Source organism: Amycolatopsis roodepoortensis (genome assembly GCF_014873915.1).
Classification (GTDB): Bacteria; Actinomycetota; Actinomycetes; order Mycobacteriales; family Pseudonocardiaceae; genus Amycolatopsis; species Amycolatopsis roodepoortensis.
Genome location: NZ_JADBEJ010000005.1, coordinates 925324 through 947056, shown reverse-complemented (window position 1 = coordinate 947056; position 21733 = coordinate 925324). Strand labels below are relative to the sequence as shown.

Below are 21733 nucleotides of genomic sequence, written 5' to 3'. Positions count from 1 at the left end.
TTCGTCGGTTCCGGCTGGGTGGTCCGGTGATCATGATGAAGGGGTGACGCCGCCGTTTCCCGGACCGTTCGCGATCACGCTGGACGCTGCGATCGACGAGTCCGGGCTGTCCTTGGAACGACTTCAACACCATCTCGCCACCCGTGGAGTGCGACTGTCGCGCTCGGCTTTGTCCTACTGGCGGCGCGGCCGTTCACAGCCGGAACGCGAGACATCACTGCACGCGGTGACCCAGCTGGAACTCGTATTGGGGCTCCCGCCAGGCGCGCTGATCTCCCAGCTCGGCCCCCGGGCACCACGCGGCCGCTGGCTCGGGCCGCCCGCGAGCCGCATCGAGCGACGGCGGCTATGGCCCGATCTCCGGACGCTGCCGGAAGACCTGCGTCCGCCGCCGGACGGGCAGCTGTCCTTCTGGTCGGTCCACGATCGCATGGTGCTCGACGAGTTCGGACGCGAACAGTCACTGCACGTCCGGCTCGTCGCCGAAGCCCAGACCGACGGGGTCGACCGGCTGATGACCTACTACCAGGCCGACAATCCGCTCGGCGAGGAGCCGGTTTACCGCGACGTCCGGTGTGCGCGGCTGGGCCGGGTCCATGTGGACACCGGCAGCGGGATGGTCGCGGGCGAGATGCTGCTGGACCGCACGCTCGCGGTGGGCGAGGTGACGGCCCTGGACTACGAGATCCGATTCCCGCCCGGCGCCCGTCTCGACCATTACCACCGGCGCTTCACGAGACCGGCCGCGGAATACCTCTGCCAGGTCCAGTTCGGTCCGCGGGTACCGAAACGGGTGCGCGCGTACGAACAGCGGGCGCTCTCGGGCCCCCAGCGTAAGGGAACCCCACTGAGTATCGGGTCCACTCGCATGCTCACGTTGGCAATGCGTGATCTGGGCCCCGGCATCCAGGGCGCGTGCTGGGACTGGTGAGGTAATTCTGTGAACAGTGGACGCCGACCTGGGCTTCTCTGCCCGGTCGACGCGGACGTTCACAGAAACCTGGTCCGGCGAAACACTCGGCGCTAGGTTCACGACGTCATCCTGATTCCATCGCGCGGAAGACAACGCCCCTGCGTTGATAGGTCATTTCGGGATTTGTCGGTGCCTCGACGACTCCATTGTTCTCACCGGAGGAAACATGCGTTCATTCACCCGCCGGGCTTTCCTGACCGCGACGGCCGTGACCGCCGCGGTCGCTCTGACTCCCGCGGTGTCCATTGCCGCGCCGCAGAATTACTCGATCGGCGCCCGTGACTTCGAAAAAAAGGGTCCACACGGGTCCGTCAAGGCCGCGGGCGGCACCGCGCACACGCTTTACTACCCGGCGGACCTCAGGGGTGATGCTTCCACTCACCCGGTGTTGATTTGGGGAAACGGCACCGGTGCGACGGTCGAACAGTACGAACTCCTGTTCACCCATCTCGCGAGCTGGGGCTATGTCGTCGCGGCGGCGAACACCGGTCAGTCTGGCTCGGGGAAGGAAATGCTCGACGGAGCGAAGTACCTGATCGCGGAGAACTCGCGTGAGGGCAGCGTTTTCCACGGCAGGATCGATGCCCGCCGCATCGCGGCCGCCGGGCATTCCCAGGGCGGGGGCGGCGCGATCGCCGCGGGCGCGGACCCGTTGGTCAAAACCGTCATCCCGATCATGCCGGGACCGCAGGGCAACGTGAACAAGCTGCACGGCCCGGCACTTTTCGTGTCCGGCCAGGCTGACACCGTCGTCCCCGCGTTCTATGTCCACAGCAGGTTCTTGGCCTGCGATCAAGTGCCTGCGGTGTACGGCCAGCTAAAGGATGCCACCCACTTCCTTCAAGGGGAGACTCGCTACCGGCTGGTGGGCGCCGTGACCGCTTGGTTGCACTATCACCTCGCCGGCGACCAGACCGCCAAGAGCGTTTTCTTCGGTGCGAACCCTGGCCTCGCCCAGGACGACGGCGGCTGGTCCGAGTTCAAGCGCAACAACGCTGCGAACGCCATATAGGAACGTGTGAACGCTGGTCAGCAACGGGTGAGCCGAATTGCTCAGGGTACTTACTTATCGCCTCTGTGCTGGTCAGTGCCCATCGCCCAGGTAGAAGGTGTAGAGACTGCCTGCCGAAGGGAAGACCGTGCCGAAGCGAGTCCAGGAGCCTGTGGTGTCCGCTCTCGAGTTGCGCCTGGTCAGGGAGCGCATGGTGGCGGGTGTGGCGCACCGGATGGCCACCATGCCGGACGTCGCCCCGTACCTAAGGGGTTCCTCGCGTCCGGTGGCGATCCGGCTCATCGGCGAGGTCCTCGCGCGTTGCCTCGACGCACTCGCGCCGGGTAGCGGGCTCAGCGCGGGACAGGACGCGTTGCGCTCGCTGCCCGGCGAACCGGCCGCGGTCAGGGCCGTGATCGCCCGGGCGGTAGGCAGGCCTGCCTGGGAGCAGCTCTCCGGAGCCATCGCAACGTTCGACGCCACCTCGCAAGCGGTGCGCGACGCGGCGGAGGTCCTGTTCGACTGTCTTGTCGACCTGGCACGGCCTCACTGATGACGGGCCGTCCGGAGTGGCCCGAGGTGGTCAAGGAGGTCGACCGGCCTGCCGCCTTCGTCGTGGTCGACGGTGAACCGGCGCCGGGCAGACGACCTTGCTCGGCAGGCTCGCCAGTCGCGAACGCCAGGACTCCATTGTGATCGAGGCGCGTTGCGCGCGACTGGCCGATCCCGTCCCGCTCGGGTCGGTACTCGAGGCACTGAAGGCAGCTACCGTCGAGTGGGCCGCATCGGCCGCGAGGCTGTCACCCGTCGTGGGCTGTCTCCGGCCACTGCTTCCGGAACGGGAACCGGGCAGACCCCCCACGGCATCGGCATCGACCAGGCCTGCGCCACCGCGGTGCCGGGCATATTCGCCGCCGGCGACCTCACATGCCTCCGCACCGACAGCGGCTTGCCCGGGACGCGCACCCCCTTCTGGTCCACCGCCGTCGCGAAGGGCAAAGCAGCCGCCGCGTCGGCACTGACCCTCGACCCCGCCGGGCCGCCGCTCGACGACTACTTCTGGACCGAAATCCTCGGCCTGTCCATCAAGGTCGTAAGCCCGTTGCCGCCACCCGGCGAGCCAGACCTCATCGAAGGAAGCGTGCCAGGCGGATCGGCGCTGCTGACCTGACTCGGCGAAAACGGGCAGCGCACTGTCGTTTCCTACGGCAATCGCATTCCGGTGCCGAAACTGCGTGCACTGGCCGACTGACTAGGTACGTCTGTGCCCGGCCCAGTGGGTGACCAGGCTGGTTTTGCCCACTCCGCCGGTGCCGTCTACGACAGCCACTGTGCTCAAGACGACGGTGTCGTTCGGCCGCACATCGTTCAGCGCGGCCACCTGGTTCTCGCGGCCGGTGAAGTCTCGCACCGGTGCAGGCAACTGCCGCGGCACCAGCGCACTGCCCTGACCAAGCCCGGATATGACGGCCTGCCCGATACGGCCCGCTTGCCCTGCCAATCCGGCCCCCGACTCGCTGTTTGTGTTGCCCACGCCGCGCTGATCACCCACCCATCCAGTCTGACCTGATCCCGCTCAAGAGGTGACGCGCGAATCCACCACCACACTGATGGAGTATCGGCCCGCCAGTAGTTGTCGGTCAGAACGAAATGTCAACGCCACGAGCGTCCCGCCATGCCGCGATGAGGACCTTCGGACGAGCGGCTGGACCAGCCCACACTGCCCAGTCTCTGCGGCCGCAGGCTCACCCAGCCGAGGATTGCCAAGAGTTTGAGACTGATCATGGTGACGCTACCGTGAGACAATCCGAGAACGCCCAGGTCGCATAAGCTCGCCATGTCACGAGCAGTGAGAACCTGCAATTCTGAGGTTCGAGTGGGAGTCCGCGACGCGCCGTCGACGCCGAGCTGAACGACAGTCCGGCGATCGAGTTACCTGGCGCTGATTTACGGCGTCTCCTCGCCGGAGCCGAGCACGATCTTGTCGGCTTCCTCGCGCTGGCAGCCGTCTGGCCGACCAGAGCCTGCCCCGCCACGCTGTCGCGGTCATCTCAGCCCTCGCCCGCGCGCTGGGCCTCCCGGCACCCCGGCGTGTCGCATGGAACTGCCGGCGCGCATGCTGTAATCGACATCGAGGTGCCACAGGGGCATACGACGACTGGGGTAACTGTGGACGAACTTTTCTCGTTGCTGGGGGTGCCGTCCATTCAGCCGACGGCGGTGGACTGGGACGACGTCGAGGCCAAGCTCGGCACTGGACTTCCCGCAGACTACAAAATGTTCTCCGACAGATATCCCGCATTGTTCGTGAATCAGTACCTGAGGGTTGCCCATCCATCGTGTGTTGATCCCGACCACAATCTCCTGTTGGATGCGCAAACGCGAACCAAATCCCTTAGTGAACTTGCGTTCGAGTTCCCTTCGCTGTATCCGCACCCAGTGTATCCAGAGGTGGGTGGGCTGCTGTGCTGGGGAAATAACGTTAACGGGGAGCAGTGCTACTGGTTGACTCAAGGTGACCCGGACGGGTGGAAGGTCGTCGTCGGCGACGAAATAGATTACTGCTGGGAATATGATGGCGGTTTCTCGAAATTTCTGCTCCAGTCATTTACTGGAGTGCTTGACCACGATTTTTATGGGCCTTTCACGGGGCCATTGACCGAAGTCGAGTTCATCAGATAGTCGGAGACGACACTGACAGCATATCGACGTGCGGCCATGCGCTCGACCCAGGAGCAGAGGTTGTCAACTGCTGCTTCTTGACTGGTCGCCAACACGTCGTCGAGGTGGGCCATGCGCGAGAACGCGAGAGGGAGCTCCTGCATTATGGCGACATGGCAGCGCGCAGGTATGTGCCGAACGAGTTGTTGGGCAGGCTGGTCGGGTCTCGGCTGTACTCCGTGAACTTTATGTACGACTACGTCCAGCTGCACTTCGATCGGCCCTGCGGCGACTTGCCCGTTCTCACTTGCGACGCCATGCCGACGGTCACCGTTGTCAACGGCACGTACGCCGACGGCGGCCCCGGATATGCCGATGCGCTGCGATCCCTGATCACCGCAACGGTCGTCTCCACCAAGGAAGCGACCGGTACGGGACTGAGCATCGAGCTCGACACGGGCAGGCTCGCCCTGCACCCGACACCGGCCGAACTCACCGGACCCGAGATCGCAAACCTGACCGGCTTCACCGACGGCCAATGGATGTGCTGGCGCCCTGGCGAGGACTCCTTCGAAGACCTCGCCTAAGTCAACCACGGCACCAGCGCACACCATGAGCATCCATGGACACCACACCGTCGATCCCTGACCAACGTCCGCTTCTACCGCGAGCAGGACCTTCGGGCAGGCGGCTGGCCCAGCTGCCGCGGTCGCCGCAGCCCTCGGGCTCATTCATGGCCGAGGAATTGCCATGAGTTTGAGACTGATCATGGTGGTGTCACCGTGAGACAAACGAGAACGCCCAGGTCGCGCAAGATCGACATGTCACGAGCGGTCGGACCCTACATGGCCCACCACACGACGGCATCACTCACTTGGCTGTGTCGTTGGTGGTGAGCAGGTCCAGGCCGAGGGCGGTGCACTGATCCCAGACGGCCTTGCCGTCGCGGTGTGTTACGACCAGCCCTGCCTCGCGCAACGTTTTGGCTTGCGTCGATGCAAGGGGAGCGATGTCGGCGACGTTTGTTCCCTATGCGCAACACGGGGTTGAGAGGCGATGGTACATCGTAGGCGCACCACACCACGCCGGTTCTGTTCCAGATCGACGAGATCTGATTGTCCATGCCAACGGCGCCGAGGTCGGGGATACTGACCTCGGTCACAAGAATCCTGCCCGTGCCGCCGCGCCCGTCCCAGGCGCAGAACGAGCCGGCTGGACAGCCGTCATACGAACCCGCCGACCCGTTGTCTGCGTGGCCGTGGCGACCGGTACGACCCCGGCCACGGCCACGATGCTGACGGCTGCACACAGTGCGTTCCGGATGCGCATCGCCTTGACCTCCGATCTCAGCAGGCGCCCCGGCGCAGCGAACTGATGTTGTCTTTGCGGCTGTAGTCGCCCGTGTTGCCCTGCCAGTTGCCGACCGCCCACCTGCCGCCGGTGTAGTTGATGTCGAGGTAGGTGCACCAGACCACGCCCGTACGGTTCCAGGCGGAGGAAACCTGGTCGTTGAGGTTTGAAGTCCCGCCGTCGACAAGGAATAGCACTGGCTGCCGACGCGCGCTCCGCGACTGCCGCTCCCCATCCCGGTCCCGCTGGCGAAGGGGCGCCTACATCCGCGTCTCCTCGTCCTTCCGGCTAGTCCTTTTGGCCGACCAAAGGCGATGAAGGAACCATTCGCGCGCTCGATGTGCGTTCACCGTCCGGTGAACAGGATGGGGATTCGCCAACAGATCGGAAGAGGGGTCTCGGATGAGAAAGACGTGGTCCATCGCGCTCGCGATCGCCATCCTGGCGGCGGCCGCCGCGGCGGCGGCACCGGCCGGGGCGGCACCGGAGACAGTGAAGTGGGGGCCGTGTCCGGCCGACGCCGCGGCACCCGGCCTGGAATGTTCGACGATCAAGGTTCCGCTCGATTACGACGACCCTGGCGGCAAGCGGATCGACATCGCGATCTCCCGGCTGGCCAGCAAAAACCCGGGACAGCGTCGCGGCGTGCTGCTCACCAATCCGGGTGGCCCGTCGGCGGGGTTGAAGTTCCCCGCCGACCTGAGGACGGCGAAGATGCCGCAGTCCGTCCTCGACAGTTACGACTTGATCGGGTTCGACCCGCGCGGGATGGCGCACAGCACGCCGGTGACCTGCGACCTGACACCCGAGCAGAGCGCGGTGGGCAACGTCCCGCCGTATGCGCGCGACGCCGCCGATGTGGCGAAGCGGGCCGAGCAGTCGAAGGCCATCGCCCGGCAATGCGCCACCTCGAAGTCGGCGTGGATGCTGCCGCACGTCAGCACGGCGAACACCGCGCGGGACATGGACAGCATCCGGGCCGCGCTGGGAGAGAAGAAGATCTCCTTCGCGGGCTACTCGTGGGGCACCCACCTCGGCGCCGTGTACACGACGCTGTATCCGCAGCGCAGCGACCGGATCATGCTCGACAGCAACGTGGGCCCGGACGGCTGGGACTACGCGAACGACCGGCTGTACGCCCAGGGCTTCGACGACCGTTTCCCGGACTTCGCCAAGTTCGCCGCGGCCGGCTCGGCCACCTACGGTCTGGGCAACACGCCCGAGCAGGTCACCGCGAAGTACTTCGACCTCGCCGCGCGGCTGGACAAGGCGCCCGTGCGGGACATCGACGGCCCGACGTTCCGGATGCTGACGTACGGCTTCCTTTTCAGTGACGCGGGAATGCCGCTCGTGGGCAAGATCTGGCAGGCGCTCGACAAGGACCAGCCGCTCCCTCCGCTGGGCCCCGGCGAAGTGCCCGGCGTGGAGAATCTGGTTTCCGGCCGCTATTACATGATCTGCAACGACTCCCGCTGGCCCGGCTTGGTGGGCACCTATCAGCGCACCGTCGCGATCGATCGGCTCCGGCATCCGATGTTCGGCGCCGCCGGGGCCAACGTCCAGCCGTGCGCGTTCTGGTCCGCGCCCGCCGATCCGCCCGTGCGCGTCGGTGACCGGGGCCCGTCCACCGTGCTGATGCTGCAGAACCAGCGTGACCCGGCGACCCCGTTGGCGGGTGCCGAGAAACTGCGGCGCGCGTTCGGCGACCGGGCCCGCATGGTCACCGTCGACGCGGGCGGGCACGGCGTCTATCCCTACGTCGGCAACAAATGCGCCGACACGGCGGCGACCACGTTCCTGCTGACGGGTCAGCGCCCGAAGCACGACCTGGCGTGCGCGGCCGAACCACGATGAAACACCGGGGACGCCGGCGCATCCGGCGTCCCCGGCACCGCTGAGGCATGATGATCACCGGACCAGCGAACGAGGAAGGACGGCCGCGTGCTTCCGACCGCCACCCCGCGTCCGGTCCGCGGTCTGGTGATCGCCGAGATCGTGGTGCTGGCCGGGCTCAACATCGAACAGCTGGTGCGCCGCCTGATCCTGGACGGCCCGGCCCCGGCAGGCGAAATCCTCTACTTCGCGGCCGGTCTGGTGCTCGGGGCGTTGGCGTTGCTGCGGCGCCGTTTCCCGGCGCGGACGGCGACGCTGACCGCGTCGGGGATCGTCCTCTCGCTGGCTTGCAGCGCGGCCGGTTTCCTGTTCGAACCGGCCGCGGCGCCGAGCGGTGACGCCGAGGCGCTGGCGCTGGCTGTCCTGGTCGGGGCGGCGTGCCACCGGCTGCCGCGCGGTCACGCCGCCGTGCTCGCGGTGCTCGGGGGGCTGACCATGGCGGCGGCGCCGGTCCTGCGCTTCACCGACACGTTCACGACGTTGTCCATCGCGGTGGTCTGGGCGTTGCTGTGGGGGTGCAGTGTCATCGTCGGGCTGATGCTGCGGGACGGCGAAGCCCGTCGTGAGGCGGCGCTGGCCGCGGCCCGGGACCGGGAGCGGCTCGCTCTCGCCAGGGAACTGCACGATCTGGTGGCGCACCACATCACCGGGGTCGTGGTCCGTACGCAAGCCGCCAGCGTCATCCTCGCGGACGGGCCGGAACAGGAGCTGATCAAGGAGATCGAGCAAGCGGGCGCGGAAGCCCTCGGCGCGGTGCGGCGGCTCGTCATGATGCTGCGCAGCCCCGAACTCGCGTCGCAGGTCACCGCCGGCGGGTTGGTGGAGACCATCGAAGCGGCGGTCGGCGACGACGAGGGCGTCACGGTGCGGCTGGCGGACGGGCTCGCCGAACTCGCGGTCGCGCCGGAAACGGTGTCCACCGTCCACCGCGTCGTCCTCGAGTCGCTGAACAACGCGCGCAGGCACGCGCCCGACGCCCGCAGTGTCACCGTGCTGGTCGAGCCGGTGGACAGCCGCCGGTACCTCCGGGTCGAGGTCGCCAACGACGGACTCCGGCCAGGCCGGGTGCGCCGGTCGCCCGGCGGCTACGGCCTGATCGGGATGGCCGAGCGGATCGGGGCGCTCGACGGCACGCTGACCGCCGGGGCGGATGGCGAGCGCGGCTGGCGAGTGCTCGCCGAATTGCCTTTGCCGGGTGGCGTTTCGGCCGCCGCGGCACCGGAAGGAGGAGCCGCGCGGTGACGGTGCGAATTCTGCTGGCCGACGACCAGGCCTTGGTACGCACGGGTTTTCGGTTGATCCTGGAACGGGTGCCCGGGCTGGAAGTGGTCGGCGAGGCGGAGAACGGCGAGCAAGCGATCCGGCTGGCCCAGCGGTTGCGGCCGGACGTCACGCTGATGGACATCCGCATGCCGCTCGTCGACGGCCTCGCCGCCACTCGGCGGCTGGCGGGCCCCGACGTCGAAGACCCGTTGCGCGTCCTTGTCGTCACCACCTTCGACCTCGACGAGCTGGTCCACGAGGCGTTGTGCGCCGGCGCCTGCGGGTTTCTCTTGAAGGACGCCGGTCCCGGGCTGCTGGTGGAGGCGGTGCACGCGGCAGCGAACGGTGAAGCGCTGGTCTCGCCGTCGATCACCACGCGGCTGCTGGCCCATTTCACCGACACCTCGGCCCGGCGCCGCGCCCGCCGTGCCGATCCCGCGCTGACCCAGCGCGAACTCGACGTGGCCAAGGCCATCGCGCGCGGCCGGACGAACGCCGAGATCACCGACGAGCTGACAATCTCCCTGTCGACGGTGAAGACCCACCTCGCCTCGATCCAGCGCAAGATCGCCGCGCGCAACCGCACGGAAATCGCCGTGTGGGCCTGGGAATCCGGCCTCGTGCGCTGAGCGGGGGAGAACCGCTACGGTCGCCGCATGAGCGAAAACGCGAAGGCCGCCCCGGCCAGGATCGGGAACGTGCTGCACCCGGTGCCAGACGTCGACGCCGCCGTGCGGTTCTACTCCACCGCCCTTGGCCTGGAGACGAAATTCGTGGACGGAGACCGCTACGCGGCCCTCGACGCGGGTGGCACCACGCTGGCCCTCGCCGGTCCCGCCGAGGACGTCACCGGCGGCGTGCCCGCGGCGTCGTTCAAGGTCCCCGATGTGGGCGCGGCGGTGGCCGCGATCGTGGAACGCGGCGGATCCGTGGTCCGGCAACCGGAGCGCGGCCCGCACGAGGTCCGGGCCGTGGCCCGCGACCCCTGGGGCAACACCGTCGTGCTCTACGGACCGCGATGACCGCGGGCTGATCAGCGGCTCGATTTCAGGCGCGTAGCAGCAAGCTGTCGTTCATGGCGGAGAACGCGCGCCGCACGTGGCCCGGCGAGAGGGAGGGTCCTGCCGCGCAGGTTCACGTCGGTGACGTCTGTGCGCTGGATGGCCAGGCCTGGAGCAGCCATCGCTCGTGTCGATAGTCGAGATCCGGGAAGTCGGCGTGCGCGGTGGGGGTGCTGCTGCGGAACGCGCGTAGCTGGAAAGGGCCGGAGACCGGAAGATCGATGACGACATCCGCCGGCGAACCGGTAACGGAGCCCAGAACGACGCGACCCGTGTCCACAGTGAAAGCCCCGTCGAACCGATCTTCGAACGGTGACGTGGGCGGCGCGGGTTCTGCTGTCCAGAGCTCGAAGTCCACCACGACATCCGTCATCTCACCCAAGGTGAAGAACATGCCTCCTCCGTGCCCGCTGACAGCGATAGCCCCATCCCTCGCCTGGGCAAGGTTCGCTGGCCCGGCCTCGGTGGACTCGACGTCGAACAACATGAACTGGTGATAGTCGACCCAGGGGCTTCCGGTCTCGCGGAGCAGGAGAGCAACGTCGGTCATCGTGGTCCTCGCTGCGCGTTGGGTGATAGTGAGAATATCCACCACCACGCGAACAGACCTACTTGTAGGCCTCGACGAATACGCTGTCACCGTCGAGGCCACACGGGCCACCCTCACCGGCCACACCGGACCGATCTTGGCGACCGCAATGAAGTCCGACCTGTTCGCCACCGGCAGCGTGGACAAAGCCGTCCGGCTGTGGACGCTCACAGACCCTGCCCACCCGAGGGCGCTGCCCAGGGCAATCCCACACGGCGGAACGGTCCGAGCCCTCGCCTTGCACTCCCGCGGGGCCATGGTGGCGGTGGCCGGCGGACAACCTTCCGGCGAGATCCTCGGATCCGTACTCGTCGAGCAGGTCGTCGTACAAGCGCGCGACCGCGCCTCCGAGCACCGCCAGATCCGCCCTGAACGGCACGCCGGCCATCGCCGCGTAAGCCTCGATCAGAAAGCTGGACGGAGGGACGTACTTGCTCACCGCGCACTCCTCAAGGGAGTTGCTTGAGGTGGTGGAGCTCAAGGAGATGGTCGGGCGCGCTGCTCCGTTTGCTACGCATGTCCCTGCGCCCATCGCGTATCGAGGCGCCCGGAGACGGCTTCAGTGCGACCTACTGGGGAAGCGTGACCGAGATGCTCACCGAGATCGCCGGCGACTGGGCGCCTACGCCCGCCAGGTCGAACTTTCCTACGGCGAAAAGCGGCCCACGGTCAACGACGAGGGCATGCTCCCAAGGCGATAAGGGAACATGTTTGAATCGCACAGGCTTATAACCTCTGCACGGGTGATCTCCCGGCCCGCAGGGATCACGGTGGCTGATCGAGGCCGGGAGAAAAGACCAGCCCCGGCATGCGCGGGACGACTGAGGGGGCCATTGCTCAAGGCGCGGTAGCGGGGGCGTGCTACCACCTGACTGGACGCATAATGCGAGGGGGGTGATCGTTCCCAGGTATGTCTTCGGCCTGCGGGGCATTCGAGTCGGCGAGATCCAAGGGCTAACTCGCGGATGCGTGGATCTTGTACAGCTTGCCCTCTTTGACGGCGATCACCCCGCCGATCGCGGTTCCGGGCGGTGCGACCGCCTGCCAGGCCATGCCTTCCGGCGCGGGTTCCTTCGTCTTGGCGGCCGAACTCGGTAGGCCGATGAGGCCACTGCCGATGACGACGTCGTTATGGTCGACGACGAGGACGCAGTCGGCCCGCGTGCCGCCGATGGTGGCCCAGCCGCTGAGCAGCGTGTCCCCGGTCAAGGGAGTGCCGGTTTCGCCGCGGGTGTTCCCGGGTTCGGTGCCGCGGGGGAGCGGGGCCGGCGTCGAGATCTGGCTGCCGAGTTCGGGGCCGCCGCAGCCGAGGGTGAATGTGTCGTTGAACGGGTAGGCGCCGAGTGAGCGGGCGGCGGGGGCGGCGGCGCGCTGGATGCGCAGCGCGTCGAGGACGGTGGGCGCGTCGACGCGCAGGGCGACGGCTGCGAGGTTCAGGGGACCGTAGTCGTTTCGGACGCGGTCGGCTTTGGCGCCGCCGATGGCGTGGGTGAGGAGTGCGACGGTCATGGTGGCGATGAGCAGGTGCCGGAGTGGCCACTGTGGACGGTTGATGGCCATCAGTGCCAGCAGGGCGCTGGTGACGAGTGCGCCGATGACGACGTAGCGGCTGACCAGGCCGACGTTGCCGCCGGGTAGTTGGTCGGTCGTGCGGCCCATCGCGAGCATGCCGGCGAGCACGATGGCGTAGGTGGCGAGCGCGATCCAACCGGAGACGCGCGGGGTCACTTCGCGGGCGAGGTAAACGAGCGCGGCGACCGTGATCCCGCCCGCGATCACCGCGACGACGGCGATGTCGGCCGACCACAGCCCACCGAGCGCGGCTGCCAGGACGGAAAGCCTGCCGTCGGGGTCGAACGCCGAGGTGGCCAGGGATTGCTGGCCGGATGGCTTGGTCAGGAACCATGTCACGACAACGACAATCCCGATCATGCCAGGGAGCGCGACGCGAAGGCGGCAGTCTTTGCGCAGCCAGGCGATCAAAGCGAGCACGAACCAGATCGGCAATGCCGCACCGAAACTGAGACAACCCAGCACCGCGGCGATCCCCGCTACCCACGTGAGGCCCCGGTGCGCGCACGCGATCGCGAGTACGCAGAAGAAGACTGCGGGGATCCAGCTGATCCCGTTGGTGCCCTGCAGCCACAATTCCGCCGCGTGGGAGGTGAACAGCAGCCACGAGAAACCTGCCACGACGACGGATTTCTTTGTAGTGGAAAGGGAAACCGGGAGCATCGAGTGCAGCGCCGCTACGATCCCGGCCACGAGCAGCACCGTGAGGATGGTGAGGATCCGGTTGTCTCCGCCGAACCACGCCGCATCTGCCCAGAACAGTAGGGATGGCAGGACGAAGGGCTGGTCGAGGTGATACGTGAACAGCTGGCCGAACAGTAGACCGCCATCGTCGTCGGTGATTTTCGCCAGTACATGCCAGTAATCGAGCAGCACGTGCATTTTGGGAGCCCGCACGGCGGTGAACAGAGCAAGCCCGAACGGGACGGCCGCGAAAAGCCACAGCGCGACCGGCCCGGCTCGCCGCCACAAGCGATCCGGCATGGGGCGCGGAAGTTCATCCGTATCCGCGGGACGAGCGGGGGCGTACTGATTCACAGATTTCCTATCTGGGTGGAATGAGCACAGTGTCCGAAAAGTTGAGCGGTTTGCCCGATTCTGCTCCAGAACCGCTGTGACCAGTGTCTTTACTGGGCCGGCCGGTGCTTGGCAAGAGTGAGGTTCACCTCAAGAAGTGATGTAACGACTACGTGTGGTCGCGACGATGAACGGCTCGGTCGGGCGGGTCATCCCCTCGATCACGCCCCGGTCCCCGACAGGCCGAGGCGAGACTGCGTCGACGGCGTTCGCCGTCGCGATGGAGGGGGCGTTCGTGTTCCTGTTGCGCCGTGAGGTCGAAAGAACCCAGTGGATCAGAGCTTTGGTCTTCGTACTGATCGCCGTCCTGGTGATCGGGAGCACCGAGGCGGTCTCGGCTCCGCCGAAGGCCGCGGCCGCCGCTGAGCGGATCGATCCGCGTGAGGTCGGTGTCCTGCCGTCCGAACCCGCCGCCACGGCCACGCCGCAGGCACCGTCCACGGCGGATTTCGGATCCAGCACGCGGCTTGACGGTGGTGCGGGTAGTCATTTCGATCCGCAGCGCTCGAAGCCGGTGTCGCGGTCGATGTTCGTCACCGAGTACGAGAATCCGGACGGCACCCGGTCGGTGCGGCAGTCGAACCAACCGCTGAACGTGCAGGACGCGGCCGGGAACTGGCAGCCGGTCCAAACCACTCTGTCGACCGACCCCGCTACCAAGCGCGCAGACGCGGATCAGCACCCGCTGAGCCCGTCTTTGGCGACGAAGGCCGACGACACCGCGGTGCTGCAGGTGGAGTCCGGTGGGCACACCGCGAGCCTCGCGATGGACAAGGCCGCGGGCTCGACCGCCGCGGTGAAGGGTGATTCCGTCACGTATGCGGAGGTCGCGGCCGGAACGGATCTGGAGTACGAGGTCACGCCGGGCGCGGTGAAGGAGACCATCAAGCTCAAGCGCCTGCCCGCTGATGGCCGTTCGTCGTGGAAGTTCAAGCTCAACACCGGTGGCCTGACCCCGAAGCTGGAGAACGGCACCGTCGTCCTCGCCGATCAGGCCGGGGCGGCGAAGATCGTGATGCCGCCGATCGAGACCTGGGACTCCGCGGGCAACGGTGAGACCGCGCCCGCGATGACCGGCGGAACCTACTCTCTCGAGCAGGCCGGTGCGGACTGGTGGCTGACCGTCGCCGTCGACGCGAACTGGCTCCGCGACCCGAAGCGCGTCTATCCCGTCTATGTGGACCCGACCTTCACCTATGGGGTCAAGGAGTCCCATTCGTACCGTTCTGACGGCACGAACTGCGACGCCTGTGGCCTGCGGATCGGCAACAGCCAGGCCAAGGGCGACACCTACAACCGCAGTGTCTTCAACGTCGACTACACGCCGCTGTTCGGCAAGACCGTCGTCGGCGCCCGCATGGACCTGACCCGCAACACCAGCGTCGTTGGGTCGCTCAAGACCTGGAACGCGAACCTTCACCACGCCTCGGCGTTCAACTTCAACGGTGTCGGCGGCTACATGACCAGCGCCCTGGTCGGTGACGTCGGCAGCTTCGTCGGCGAAGGCCTGACCGGATTCATCCGCGACCGAGTGAACGCGCGTGACGGCTCGGTCTTCTTCATGATGATCGGCGCCGAGAACCCCGGCACCTGGACCTACAAGAACCTCAACGCCACCCTCATCGTCGACACCGGCTCCCCTGCACCGGCAACGAGCCTGGTGGGACCGGCCGACGGTACCGTGTCGACCTCGCTCAGCCCGACTTTGTCGGTCAAGCCGGTCACCGATCCCGACGGTGAGCCGGTCAAGTACTGCTTCCGCATCGCGACCGGTGCCGACGCCAAGTCCGGTGTCGTGGTCGAGTCCGGCTGCCTGACGACTCCGACCTGGACGGTCCCCGCGGGGATTCTGCAGGACGGTGTCGCCTACACCTGGCAGGCGATGACCTACAGCGGTACCACGACGATCACGCCGACGTGGGTCGGTCATTTCAAGATCGACCAGCGGATCGGCGACCACGGTCCCTCTCCGGCGGATGACGCCGGCCCTGTCACGGTCAACCTGGCCAACGGCAACGCCTCGTTGTCGCAGCAGACACCGACATTCGAAACCGTCGGTGGGAACGCCGGCCTGACCTTCGGTTACAACTCCCAGCAGCGGGAGAACAAGGGCCTCAAGGCCTCCTACTTCGTAGACCTGTCGCACAACGGCCTGATCAGCGACGCCCAGCAGCCTGTGCTGGTGCGGACCGAGCCGCAGGTCAACGTCGATTGGGGCGTGGATTCGCCGTTCGCCCCGGCGTTGCCGGGGGACTGGTTCGTCGCTCGCTGGGAGGGTTTCTTCCAAGCGCCAGTGGCAGGGACCTACCAGTTCGCCGGCGTGCACGATGACGGTGCCGTGGTGTGGATCAACGGCGCCAAGGTCTACGACGTCGGCACGCCCAGCGATCTCAACTGGACGCAGGCGACCAACGTCGTTCTGACAGCGGGCCAGCGCGTTCCCATCAAGGTCGAGAACGCCGAGGCCACTGGCGCGGCGAAGATGCGGTTGTTCGTGCGGACCACCGACAACACCACCGTCGCTCCGCAGATCGTGCCCGCCGACTGGCTCTACACCTCCGACCTGCCGGTCCTGCCGCAGGGCTGGACGCTTTCGGCGGACTTGGACGGAGACGGCTCGAGCTACACCGAAGCCAAGGTCACCGACCAGAACATCGTCCTGACCGACGCCACGGGCGCCAAGCACACCTGGACCAAGAAGAGCACCGGTGGCTACACCCCGCCCCAGAACGAAGACGGTGTCCTTGCCCTGGACACCTCAGGCCGGGTCACGCTTCACGAAGGCGGCGACGTGTTCACGTTCCGCGCCGACGGCAAGCTCGACACACAAGGAACCGCGGCCGATTCGCGCAAGCCCGCCGCGTTGCTGAACATCTACAGCGGCACGCCGTCGCGGTTGACGCAGATCAAGGACCCGGTCTCCGGGCGGGTACATACGTTGCACTACAACCGGCCCGGCGACGATTGTTACGGCTCAGTCGCCGCGCCCGCGGGCACCGACGCGCTGCCGCCGTCACAGATGTTGTGCCGCATCAGCTACTGGGACGGGACCGAAACGCGTCTTTGGTACGCACAGGGACGGCTGGCCCGGATCGAAGACCCCGGCGCGGAGAACAACGACTACCTATACGACGCGAACGGTCTCGTGACGGGTGTCCGAAGTCCGCTCGCGGTCGATTGGGTGGCTGTGGACGCGGCCCACCGCAACACCACGGAGACGTACACGGCCATCGCCTACGCGGTCCAGAACGGGAAGACGCAGGTCGCTTCCGTGACCGAGCCTGCGCCCGCTCCGGGACAACCGCGGCCTTCGACCGGCTACCGGTACGACCCGGCGAACCGCACGACGTACACCGACACGGCCGGTCTCACGCCGGCGACCGGGTTCTCGAGCAAGGTGACCTACGACGAAGCCGATCGGACGCTGTCGACGACAGACGCGACTGGGAAGACGTCCACCCAGGAGTGGAGCCCGAAGGACCTGCCGTTGTCCACAACCGACCCGGCAGGGCGCCGCAGTACGACGGTCTACGACTACGCCGACCGCCCGACGGATGCCTACGGCCCAGCGCCAGGGTCGTGCTTCATCGGCCAGGTGCCGAACGGCAGCTGCGCGATGTCCCACGGCCACACCGGATACGACGAAGGCATCAACGGCCTTGCGGTCGCGTACTACGACAACGACAGCCTCTCCGGAGCGCCCAAGGCGTACGCGACCGGTATCGGTGGTCCCGCCGGCCAGTTCGTCAAGAACTGGAACAGTGACGCGCCGACCACCGGGATCCCCGCTGACCATTTCTCGCTGCGCGCGACCGGGGACATCGTCTTCCCCGCCGCGGGTGATTACACCTTCCGCGTCCTCGCCGACGACGGTGTCCGGGTGTGGGTCGACGACCAGATCGTGATCGACGACTGGCGCAACACCACGCCCGCGTGGCGCTCGGGAGTCGTCCGCAACTCCACACCCGGCGCCGCCCGGCGAATCCGGATCGACTACTACGAATTCGATCTCACCGCCCAGCTCGAACTGCACTGGACCACACCGGCCGGGACGCAGGAGCCGGTGCCCGGCGCTCAGCTCAAGCCGCGGTACGGGCTGACGACGTCGACGACCGCGACGGAGTCCGACGGTGTTCCCGACAAGTCTGGTGTCACCCGGTTCGACGAGAACGGGCTCGATCCGGTCTACGGTCTCGCCACCTCTGGGCAAGGCAATCCGGGAGGGTTGAAGATCACGGGCTCGGTCGGCTATGAAACGCCCGGTAGCGGCTACCTGCGTAAGACGAGCAAAACGATGGCTACGGGCGCGAAGACCGTCTACGCCTACTACGGGGACACCGAGACCCGCGCGAACCCGTGCGTGGCAGGCAGCGCTCCGGTCAACCAGGGCGGCCTGGCCAAGGTGATCACTTCGGCGGCGCCGGCGACCGGGCCTGCCAGAGTGGACGAGCGGGTGTACGACGCCTCCGGCCGAGCCGTAGCCGAGTCCAATGGTGGTGAGTGGACATGTACCACCTACGACGACAGGGACAGGCCGCTGGAGGAACGCGTCCCGGCATCGGCAAGCTCGCCGGCGCGAACGGTGAAGCACCAGTACTCCGTCGGCGGCGATCCGCTCACCAGCGCAGTTTCCGATGAGAACGGCACGATCACCACCACTGCCGACCTGTTGGGCCGGGTCGTCGCGTACACCGACGTCAACGGTGTCCGGACCAGCACCGCGTACGACCAGGTCGGCCGGACCGTGTCGAGCACTGTCACCCCTCCCGACGCCGTAGACGCTCCGCGGGTGCTCACCTTCACGTATGACGACGCCGGGCGGGCGCTGTCGCAGAAGCTCGACGCCGTCGTGCTGGCCACGGTGACCTACGACTCCGCCGGAGAACTCGCCACCGTCGCGTACGCCAACGGAACCTCGCTCGCCGGGGTGACCAAGGACGCCGCTGCCCGCACGCTTTCACTGGGTTGGAAGACCAGCGACAACAAGGACGTGACGTCCCAGGTCGGTCGCACGGCGGCGGGGACGATCGTCGACGAGTCCCTGGCAGGCGTCGACGCCCGCCCGAACGCGCCGAACTACGTCTACGACGGTGCGGGCCGCCTTACCGAAGCGTTCGTGACCGGACACCACTACACCTACGACTACACCTCCCCGGCGTCCACGACCTGCCCGGCGGGAACGCAGGCCAACGCGGGCGTCAACACGAACCGCGTGCGTTTGGTCGACGAGTCCGCGGCAGGAACTGCCGAAACCCGGTACTGCTACGACGTCGCCGACCGTCTGCTCGCGACACAGGGCGGCACCGGCCTGTCCGGCTTCACCTACGACCGGGCGGGCAACACGACCGGGTGGACGGCCGCCGACGGCACCGTCACCACGCTCACCTGGGACGGATCCGACCGCAATACCGGGGTAAAGACCAGCGGTCCGGTCGCCGCGGCCAACGCAGAGGTCGCCTACACCCGGGACGCCACCGATCGCATCGTCCGGCGAGACCCGCGGAACTGCGACAACAACGCCGTGATCCGCTACGGATTCACCGGCGACGGGGACGCTCCGGACCTCACCCTGGACGCCGCTGGCCGGCTGACCTCGCTGTCGTTGTCTCTGCCCGGTGGAGTCCTTTACACCACGAAGGTCGGCAGCGACGGCGCGTTCACCCCGGCGTACGACCATCCGTCGGTGCGTGGCGATCTGGTGCTGACGACCGACGTGGCCGGCCACCAGGTCGGCACGCTGCGCGCCTTCGATCCGTATGGCCAGCCGTTGAGCAGTACGGGAGCCGTCGACCCTCAGGCCGTGCCCGACAACTCGCCCGGTTCGATGGACTACGGCTGGCTGGGCGAACACCAGCGGGCCTACGAACATGCGGGCGGGATCGCGCTGGTTCAGATGGGCGCGCGGCCATACAGCCCGCTGCTCGGACGGTTCCTTTCGGTGGATCCCGAAGAGGGCGGATCCGCGAACGACTACGATTACGTCGCCGGTGATCCCATCAACAGCCTCGACCTCGACGGTCACGGCTGGTTCAGTTCGCTCGTCGGGGCGGTGACGCGGGTAGCCCAGGTGGTCTCGTGGGTGCCGGGGCCGATCGGCTCGATCGCGAGCGGTGTCGCCGCAGTGGGCAACGCGATCCAGGGCAACTGGGGAGCAGCCGCCCAGTACGCGTTCGGCGCCCTCACCGGTGGCGCGTCCAAGTGGATCGGCGCCGCCGTCGGAGCAGTGAAGGCCGTCGGCCGGGTGGCTTCGAAGGCAGGCCGGTGGTTCACCGCGACGACTCGGTCAGCGAGCGCGGCAAGCCGAGCGAACAAGATCCTCCGCAAGGTCAAGATCGGGGGGCAAGGCATCGGGTACAAGAGACACCGGATCGCTCTGCACGCTCCTCACGCCGTGAACAGGCGGTATTCCAAGCGCACAAAGCCGCATGTGGGACGATGGCACATCCACACGGGTAAGAAGCGGACGGCCAGGCGTGTGTTCCGGGTCTGGAGGAAAATTTGAGTGACCCGGTTGAGGTGATCGTCTTCCGCGACGAGCCCGGCGAGTTCGCTGACATGGCACCAGATTTCGTCGCCCGGGTCGGTGTGCCTCCGACTTTCGAGTCGCTGACGGTGCAGTGGCCGGAAGCTGCTGGTACCGAGGAGAAGCGAAGGCTGCTGAGGTTCGTGGCCACCGCGACCGGCGAAGGCCGATCGCGGGTGGCCAGGAGCCTGGGGAAGCTCGATGCGGACGGCGAAGCTGACGGGATGGCGTCGTTCTTAAGGGCGGTCGATGGCGATTCGTGGTGGCTCGGGGACGTGGCCATCAAATTCGACGCAGGGGTCTCGACCGAGATGATCTGGTTTCCCGGCAGTGACGGCGCGTTTCTGCATATCGGGGCGGCAGCGAGCCTGCTCGACTTCACCGTCATCCCGGCAATCCATGAGATCGCCATCGTCCTCGACTGGCAGCTCACAGTGCAGTGACCGATCCGGACCGGCCGACCTCCGCAGGCGACGAGGCACAAAGCCGCCCGAGCGGTGATCACACAGTTGCCGTAATGAAGGCAGTCCAGAAATGATGAACGTCAGGCGCGGCCGGTCTCGGACGGTGCTCGTGGTCGCGGCACCGTGTCCAGCCTCTTTCGCTGGGCCTAGGCGCCGCGCCGTCGAGCTGCTTGGCTCGCTGATCCGCTCGCCGTGGGTGGCGAGCCGACGCCGATGCGCGGCCAGCGAGGCTACTACGGCGCCGGCGATAGCCGAGGCGGCGATCTCTTGTGCCCAGTCCACTGTGGTCGGATCGTCGCGGGGGTAGTTGGTGAACAGCACAGGGATCTGTTGCTGCGCGCGGCCGAGGGGAGGTGACCGCCGCGCTGCCTCGTCTGTCGCACGCGATCGTCGTGCGCAGCCGGTTGAAGCTGACCTTCAACGCCTCACCGGAATCGTCGGGGAGGCCCGGTTCCTCGGTTTCTCCACGACCGCGTTGCCCAGCAGTTCGGAGAGCTACTGCGTGGTTCTGATGACGGGCATGCCGATGCTCACCTATGTCGGCACGAGTGTCGAGGTGGTCGGGGAACCCCGTCGCTGGCGGATCAAACCGGGAGCCGATCCTTCGTGACACGACGTCTGGCCCGTGGGCTCGCCACACTGATGGCCGGCGGCATGGTGGTGGTGCTGGCCGGCTGCGGCACGAGCCCGCCACCTTCGCCCCCAGAACCGTCGGTGTCGGTCCCGTCGATCCCGGCGCCGTTGAACGGCGCCAAGTTCATCGCCGATCCGTGCTCGGCGATCACGGTGGAGCAGCTGCAGAGCATCGGCTTCGGTGAGGGCAGGCATGAGCAGACCCGGGAAGGCCAATGCCTGATCGTGCTCGGTCCGTCGGTCGACGTGACGACATCGTGGTTTCCGCCGGTGCGGGAGAGCATCCGCACGTTGTACAGCGATCGTGCGCTAGGCCGCGATACCGGCAACCACTGGGAAGAGGTCACGATCAACGGCTACCCCGCCGTGATCGTGGAAACCAAAGAGAACATCCCGAGCAAGCGGGACCAGGGGCCGCTGGCATGCAGACTCGCTCTAGGTGTCGACCAGAACACGCTGGTACACATCAAAGCCAACACATGGAGCAAGCCGGAAGCCGGCCCATGGCAAGCCGATCCCTGCGGCGCGGTCAAGAAGATCGCCGAGTTCGTCATCGACAACCTCCGCAGCTAAGCACGGTGGACTAATTCAGAGAAGCATTCACCCGCACCGTCAGACACGTGCGGCCTTCCGACCGGACGCACGAGTTATGGAGGACGAGGTACCGCCGCGGCGGTCACCGA

General features: G+C 67.0%; 19 protein-coding genes and 1 pseudogene. 14 read left to right on the top strand and 6 right to left on the bottom strand.

The window, feature by feature from the left end; translation table 11 throughout:
- Positions 1-43 precede the first annotated feature (43 nt).
- From H4W30_RS23725 to H4W30_RS23710, 4 genes are all read left to right on the top strand, one after another.
- Entirely contained in the window at positions 44-931 is an 888-nt protein-coding gene (locus H4W30_RS23725; RefSeq protein ID WP_192744882.1) for an XRE family transcriptional regulator, read from the top strand.
- 250 nt (positions 932-1181) lie between these two features.
- A complete protein-coding gene (locus H4W30_RS23720) occupies positions 1182-1985 on the top strand; it encodes a poly(ethylene terephthalate) hydrolase family protein (protein WP_192744881.1) in 804 nt (267 codons plus the stop codon).
- Positions 1986-2139: 154 nt separating this feature from the next.
- A complete protein-coding gene (locus H4W30_RS23715) occupies positions 2140-2517 on the top strand; it encodes a hypothetical protein (protein ID WP_192744880.1) in 378 nt (125 codons plus the stop codon).
- Positions 2518-2739: 222 nt separating this feature from the next.
- Positions 2740-3135 (top strand): NAD(P)/FAD-dependent oxidoreductase, encoded by a 396-nt coding sequence (locus H4W30_RS23710; protein WP_192744879.1) that lies wholly within the window; start codon positions 2740-2742, stop codon positions 3133-3135.
- An 81-nt stretch (positions 3136-3216) separates the two neighbouring features.
- Here the strand turns inward: H4W30_RS23710 and H4W30_RS23705 are convergent, their stop codons facing one another.
- A complete protein-coding gene (locus H4W30_RS23705) occupies positions 3217-3516 on the bottom strand; it encodes a hypothetical protein (protein ID WP_192744878.1) in 300 nt (99 codons plus the stop codon).
- 617 nt (positions 3517-4133) lie between these two features.
- On the opposite strand from H4W30_RS23705, the gene H4W30_RS23700 reads away from it, so the two are divergent.
- Both H4W30_RS23700 and H4W30_RS23695 read left to right on the top strand, forming a co-directional pair.
- Complete coding sequence (locus tag H4W30_RS23700; RefSeq protein ID WP_192744877.1) at positions 4134-4646, top strand: hypothetical protein; 513 nt, start codon at positions 4134-4136, stop codon at positions 4644-4646.
- 152 nt (positions 4647-4798) lie between these two features.
- Complete coding sequence (locus tag H4W30_RS23695) at positions 4799-5212, top strand: hypothetical protein (RefSeq protein WP_192744876.1); 414 nt, start codon at positions 4799-4801, stop codon at positions 5210-5212.
- A 254-nt stretch (positions 5213-5466) separates the two neighbouring features.
- Here the strand turns inward: H4W30_RS23695 and H4W30_RS44755 are convergent, their stop codons facing one another.
- From H4W30_RS44755 to H4W30_RS44750, 3 genes and pseudogenes are all read right to left on the bottom strand, one after another.
- Complete coding sequence (locus H4W30_RS44755; RefSeq protein WP_192744875.1) at positions 5467-5934, bottom strand: peptidase inhibitor family I36 protein; 468 nt, start codon at positions 5932-5934, stop codon at positions 5467-5469.
- A gap of 37 nt (positions 5935-5971) precedes the next feature.
- Positions 5972-6100, bottom strand: a complete 129-nt coding sequence (locus H4W30_RS44285) for a hypothetical protein (RefSeq protein ID WP_264082868.1) — start codon at positions 6098-6100, stop codon at positions 5972-5974.
- Between the two features lie 9 nt (positions 6101-6109).
- Positions 6110-6172, bottom strand: a pseudogene (locus H4W30_RS44750) (hypothetical protein); the annotation flags it as partial.
- A gap of 205 nt (positions 6173-6377) precedes the next feature.
- Here H4W30_RS44750 and H4W30_RS23680 point away from each other — a divergent pair.
- The 4 genes from H4W30_RS23680 to H4W30_RS23665 all read left to right on the top strand — a co-directional run bounded on the left by H4W30_RS23680 (position 6378) and on the right by H4W30_RS23665 (position 10153).
- Positions 6378-7829, top strand: a complete 1452-nt coding sequence (locus H4W30_RS23680; protein ID WP_192744874.1) for an alpha/beta hydrolase — start codon at positions 6378-6380, stop codon at positions 7827-7829.
- 87 nt (positions 7830-7916) lie between these two features.
- Positions 7917-9110, top strand: a complete 1194-nt coding sequence (locus H4W30_RS23675) for a sensor histidine kinase (protein WP_192744873.1) — start codon at positions 7917-7919, stop codon at positions 9108-9110.
- Complete coding sequence (locus H4W30_RS23670) at positions 9107-9760, top strand: response regulator (protein WP_192744872.1); 654 nt, start codon at positions 9107-9109, stop codon at positions 9758-9760. The genes H4W30_RS23675 and H4W30_RS23670 overlap by 4 nt, the downstream gene beginning before the upstream one ends.
- A gap of 27 nt (positions 9761-9787) precedes the next feature.
- The gene (locus H4W30_RS23665) at positions 9788-10153 is read left to right on the top strand and encodes a VOC family protein (RefSeq protein ID WP_192744871.1); all 366 of its coding nucleotides are present in this window, start codon (positions 9788-9790) and stop codon (positions 10151-10153) included.
- A 112-nt stretch (positions 10154-10265) separates the two neighbouring features.
- Here the strand turns inward: H4W30_RS23665 and H4W30_RS23660 are convergent, their stop codons facing one another.
- Positions 10266-10742 carry a hypothetical protein gene (locus tag H4W30_RS23660; protein ID WP_192744870.1) on the bottom strand — a complete coding sequence of 159 codons (477 nt, stop codon included), beginning with the start codon at positions 10740-10742 and terminating at the stop codon, positions 10266-10268.
- 148 nt (positions 10743-10890) lie between these two features.
- Here H4W30_RS23660 and H4W30_RS44745 point away from each other — a divergent pair, with 148 nt between their 5' ends.
- The gene (locus H4W30_RS44745) at positions 10891-11247 is read left to right on the top strand and encodes a hypothetical protein (protein WP_378233558.1); all 357 of its coding nucleotides are present in this window, start codon (positions 10891-10893) and stop codon (positions 11245-11247) included.
- 488 nt (positions 11248-11735) lie between these two features.
- On the opposite strand, the gene H4W30_RS23650 is transcribed toward H4W30_RS44745, so the two are convergent.
- Positions 11736-13337 carry a DUF2079 domain-containing protein gene (locus tag H4W30_RS23650; protein ID WP_225949841.1) on the bottom strand — a complete coding sequence of 534 codons (1602 nt, stop codon included), beginning with the start codon at positions 13335-13337 and terminating at the stop codon, positions 11736-11738.
- A gap of 220 nt (positions 13338-13557) precedes the next feature.
- On the opposite strand from H4W30_RS23650, the gene H4W30_RS23645 reads away from it, so the two are divergent.
- The 3 genes from H4W30_RS23645 to H4W30_RS23635 all read left to right on the top strand — a co-directional run bounded on the left by H4W30_RS23645 (position 13558) and on the right by H4W30_RS23635 (position 21623).
- Positions 13558-19932: a PA14 domain-containing protein gene (locus H4W30_RS23645; RefSeq protein WP_225949840.1), complete on the top strand. Its 6375-nt coding sequence runs from the start codon at positions 13558-13560 to the stop codon at positions 19930-19932.
- Positions 19929-20396 carry a hypothetical protein gene (locus H4W30_RS23640; RefSeq protein ID WP_192744867.1) on the top strand — a complete coding sequence of 156 codons (468 nt, stop codon included), beginning with the start codon at positions 19929-19931 and terminating at the stop codon, positions 20394-20396. The genes H4W30_RS23645 and H4W30_RS23640 overlap by 4 nt, the downstream gene beginning before the upstream one ends.
- Before the next feature lie 627 nt (positions 20397-21023).
- The gene (locus H4W30_RS23635; protein ID WP_318780656.1) at positions 21024-21623 is read left to right on the top strand and encodes a DUF3558 domain-containing protein; all 600 of its coding nucleotides are present in this window, start codon (positions 21024-21026) and stop codon (positions 21621-21623) included.
- Positions 21624-21733: the final 110 nt, after the last annotated feature.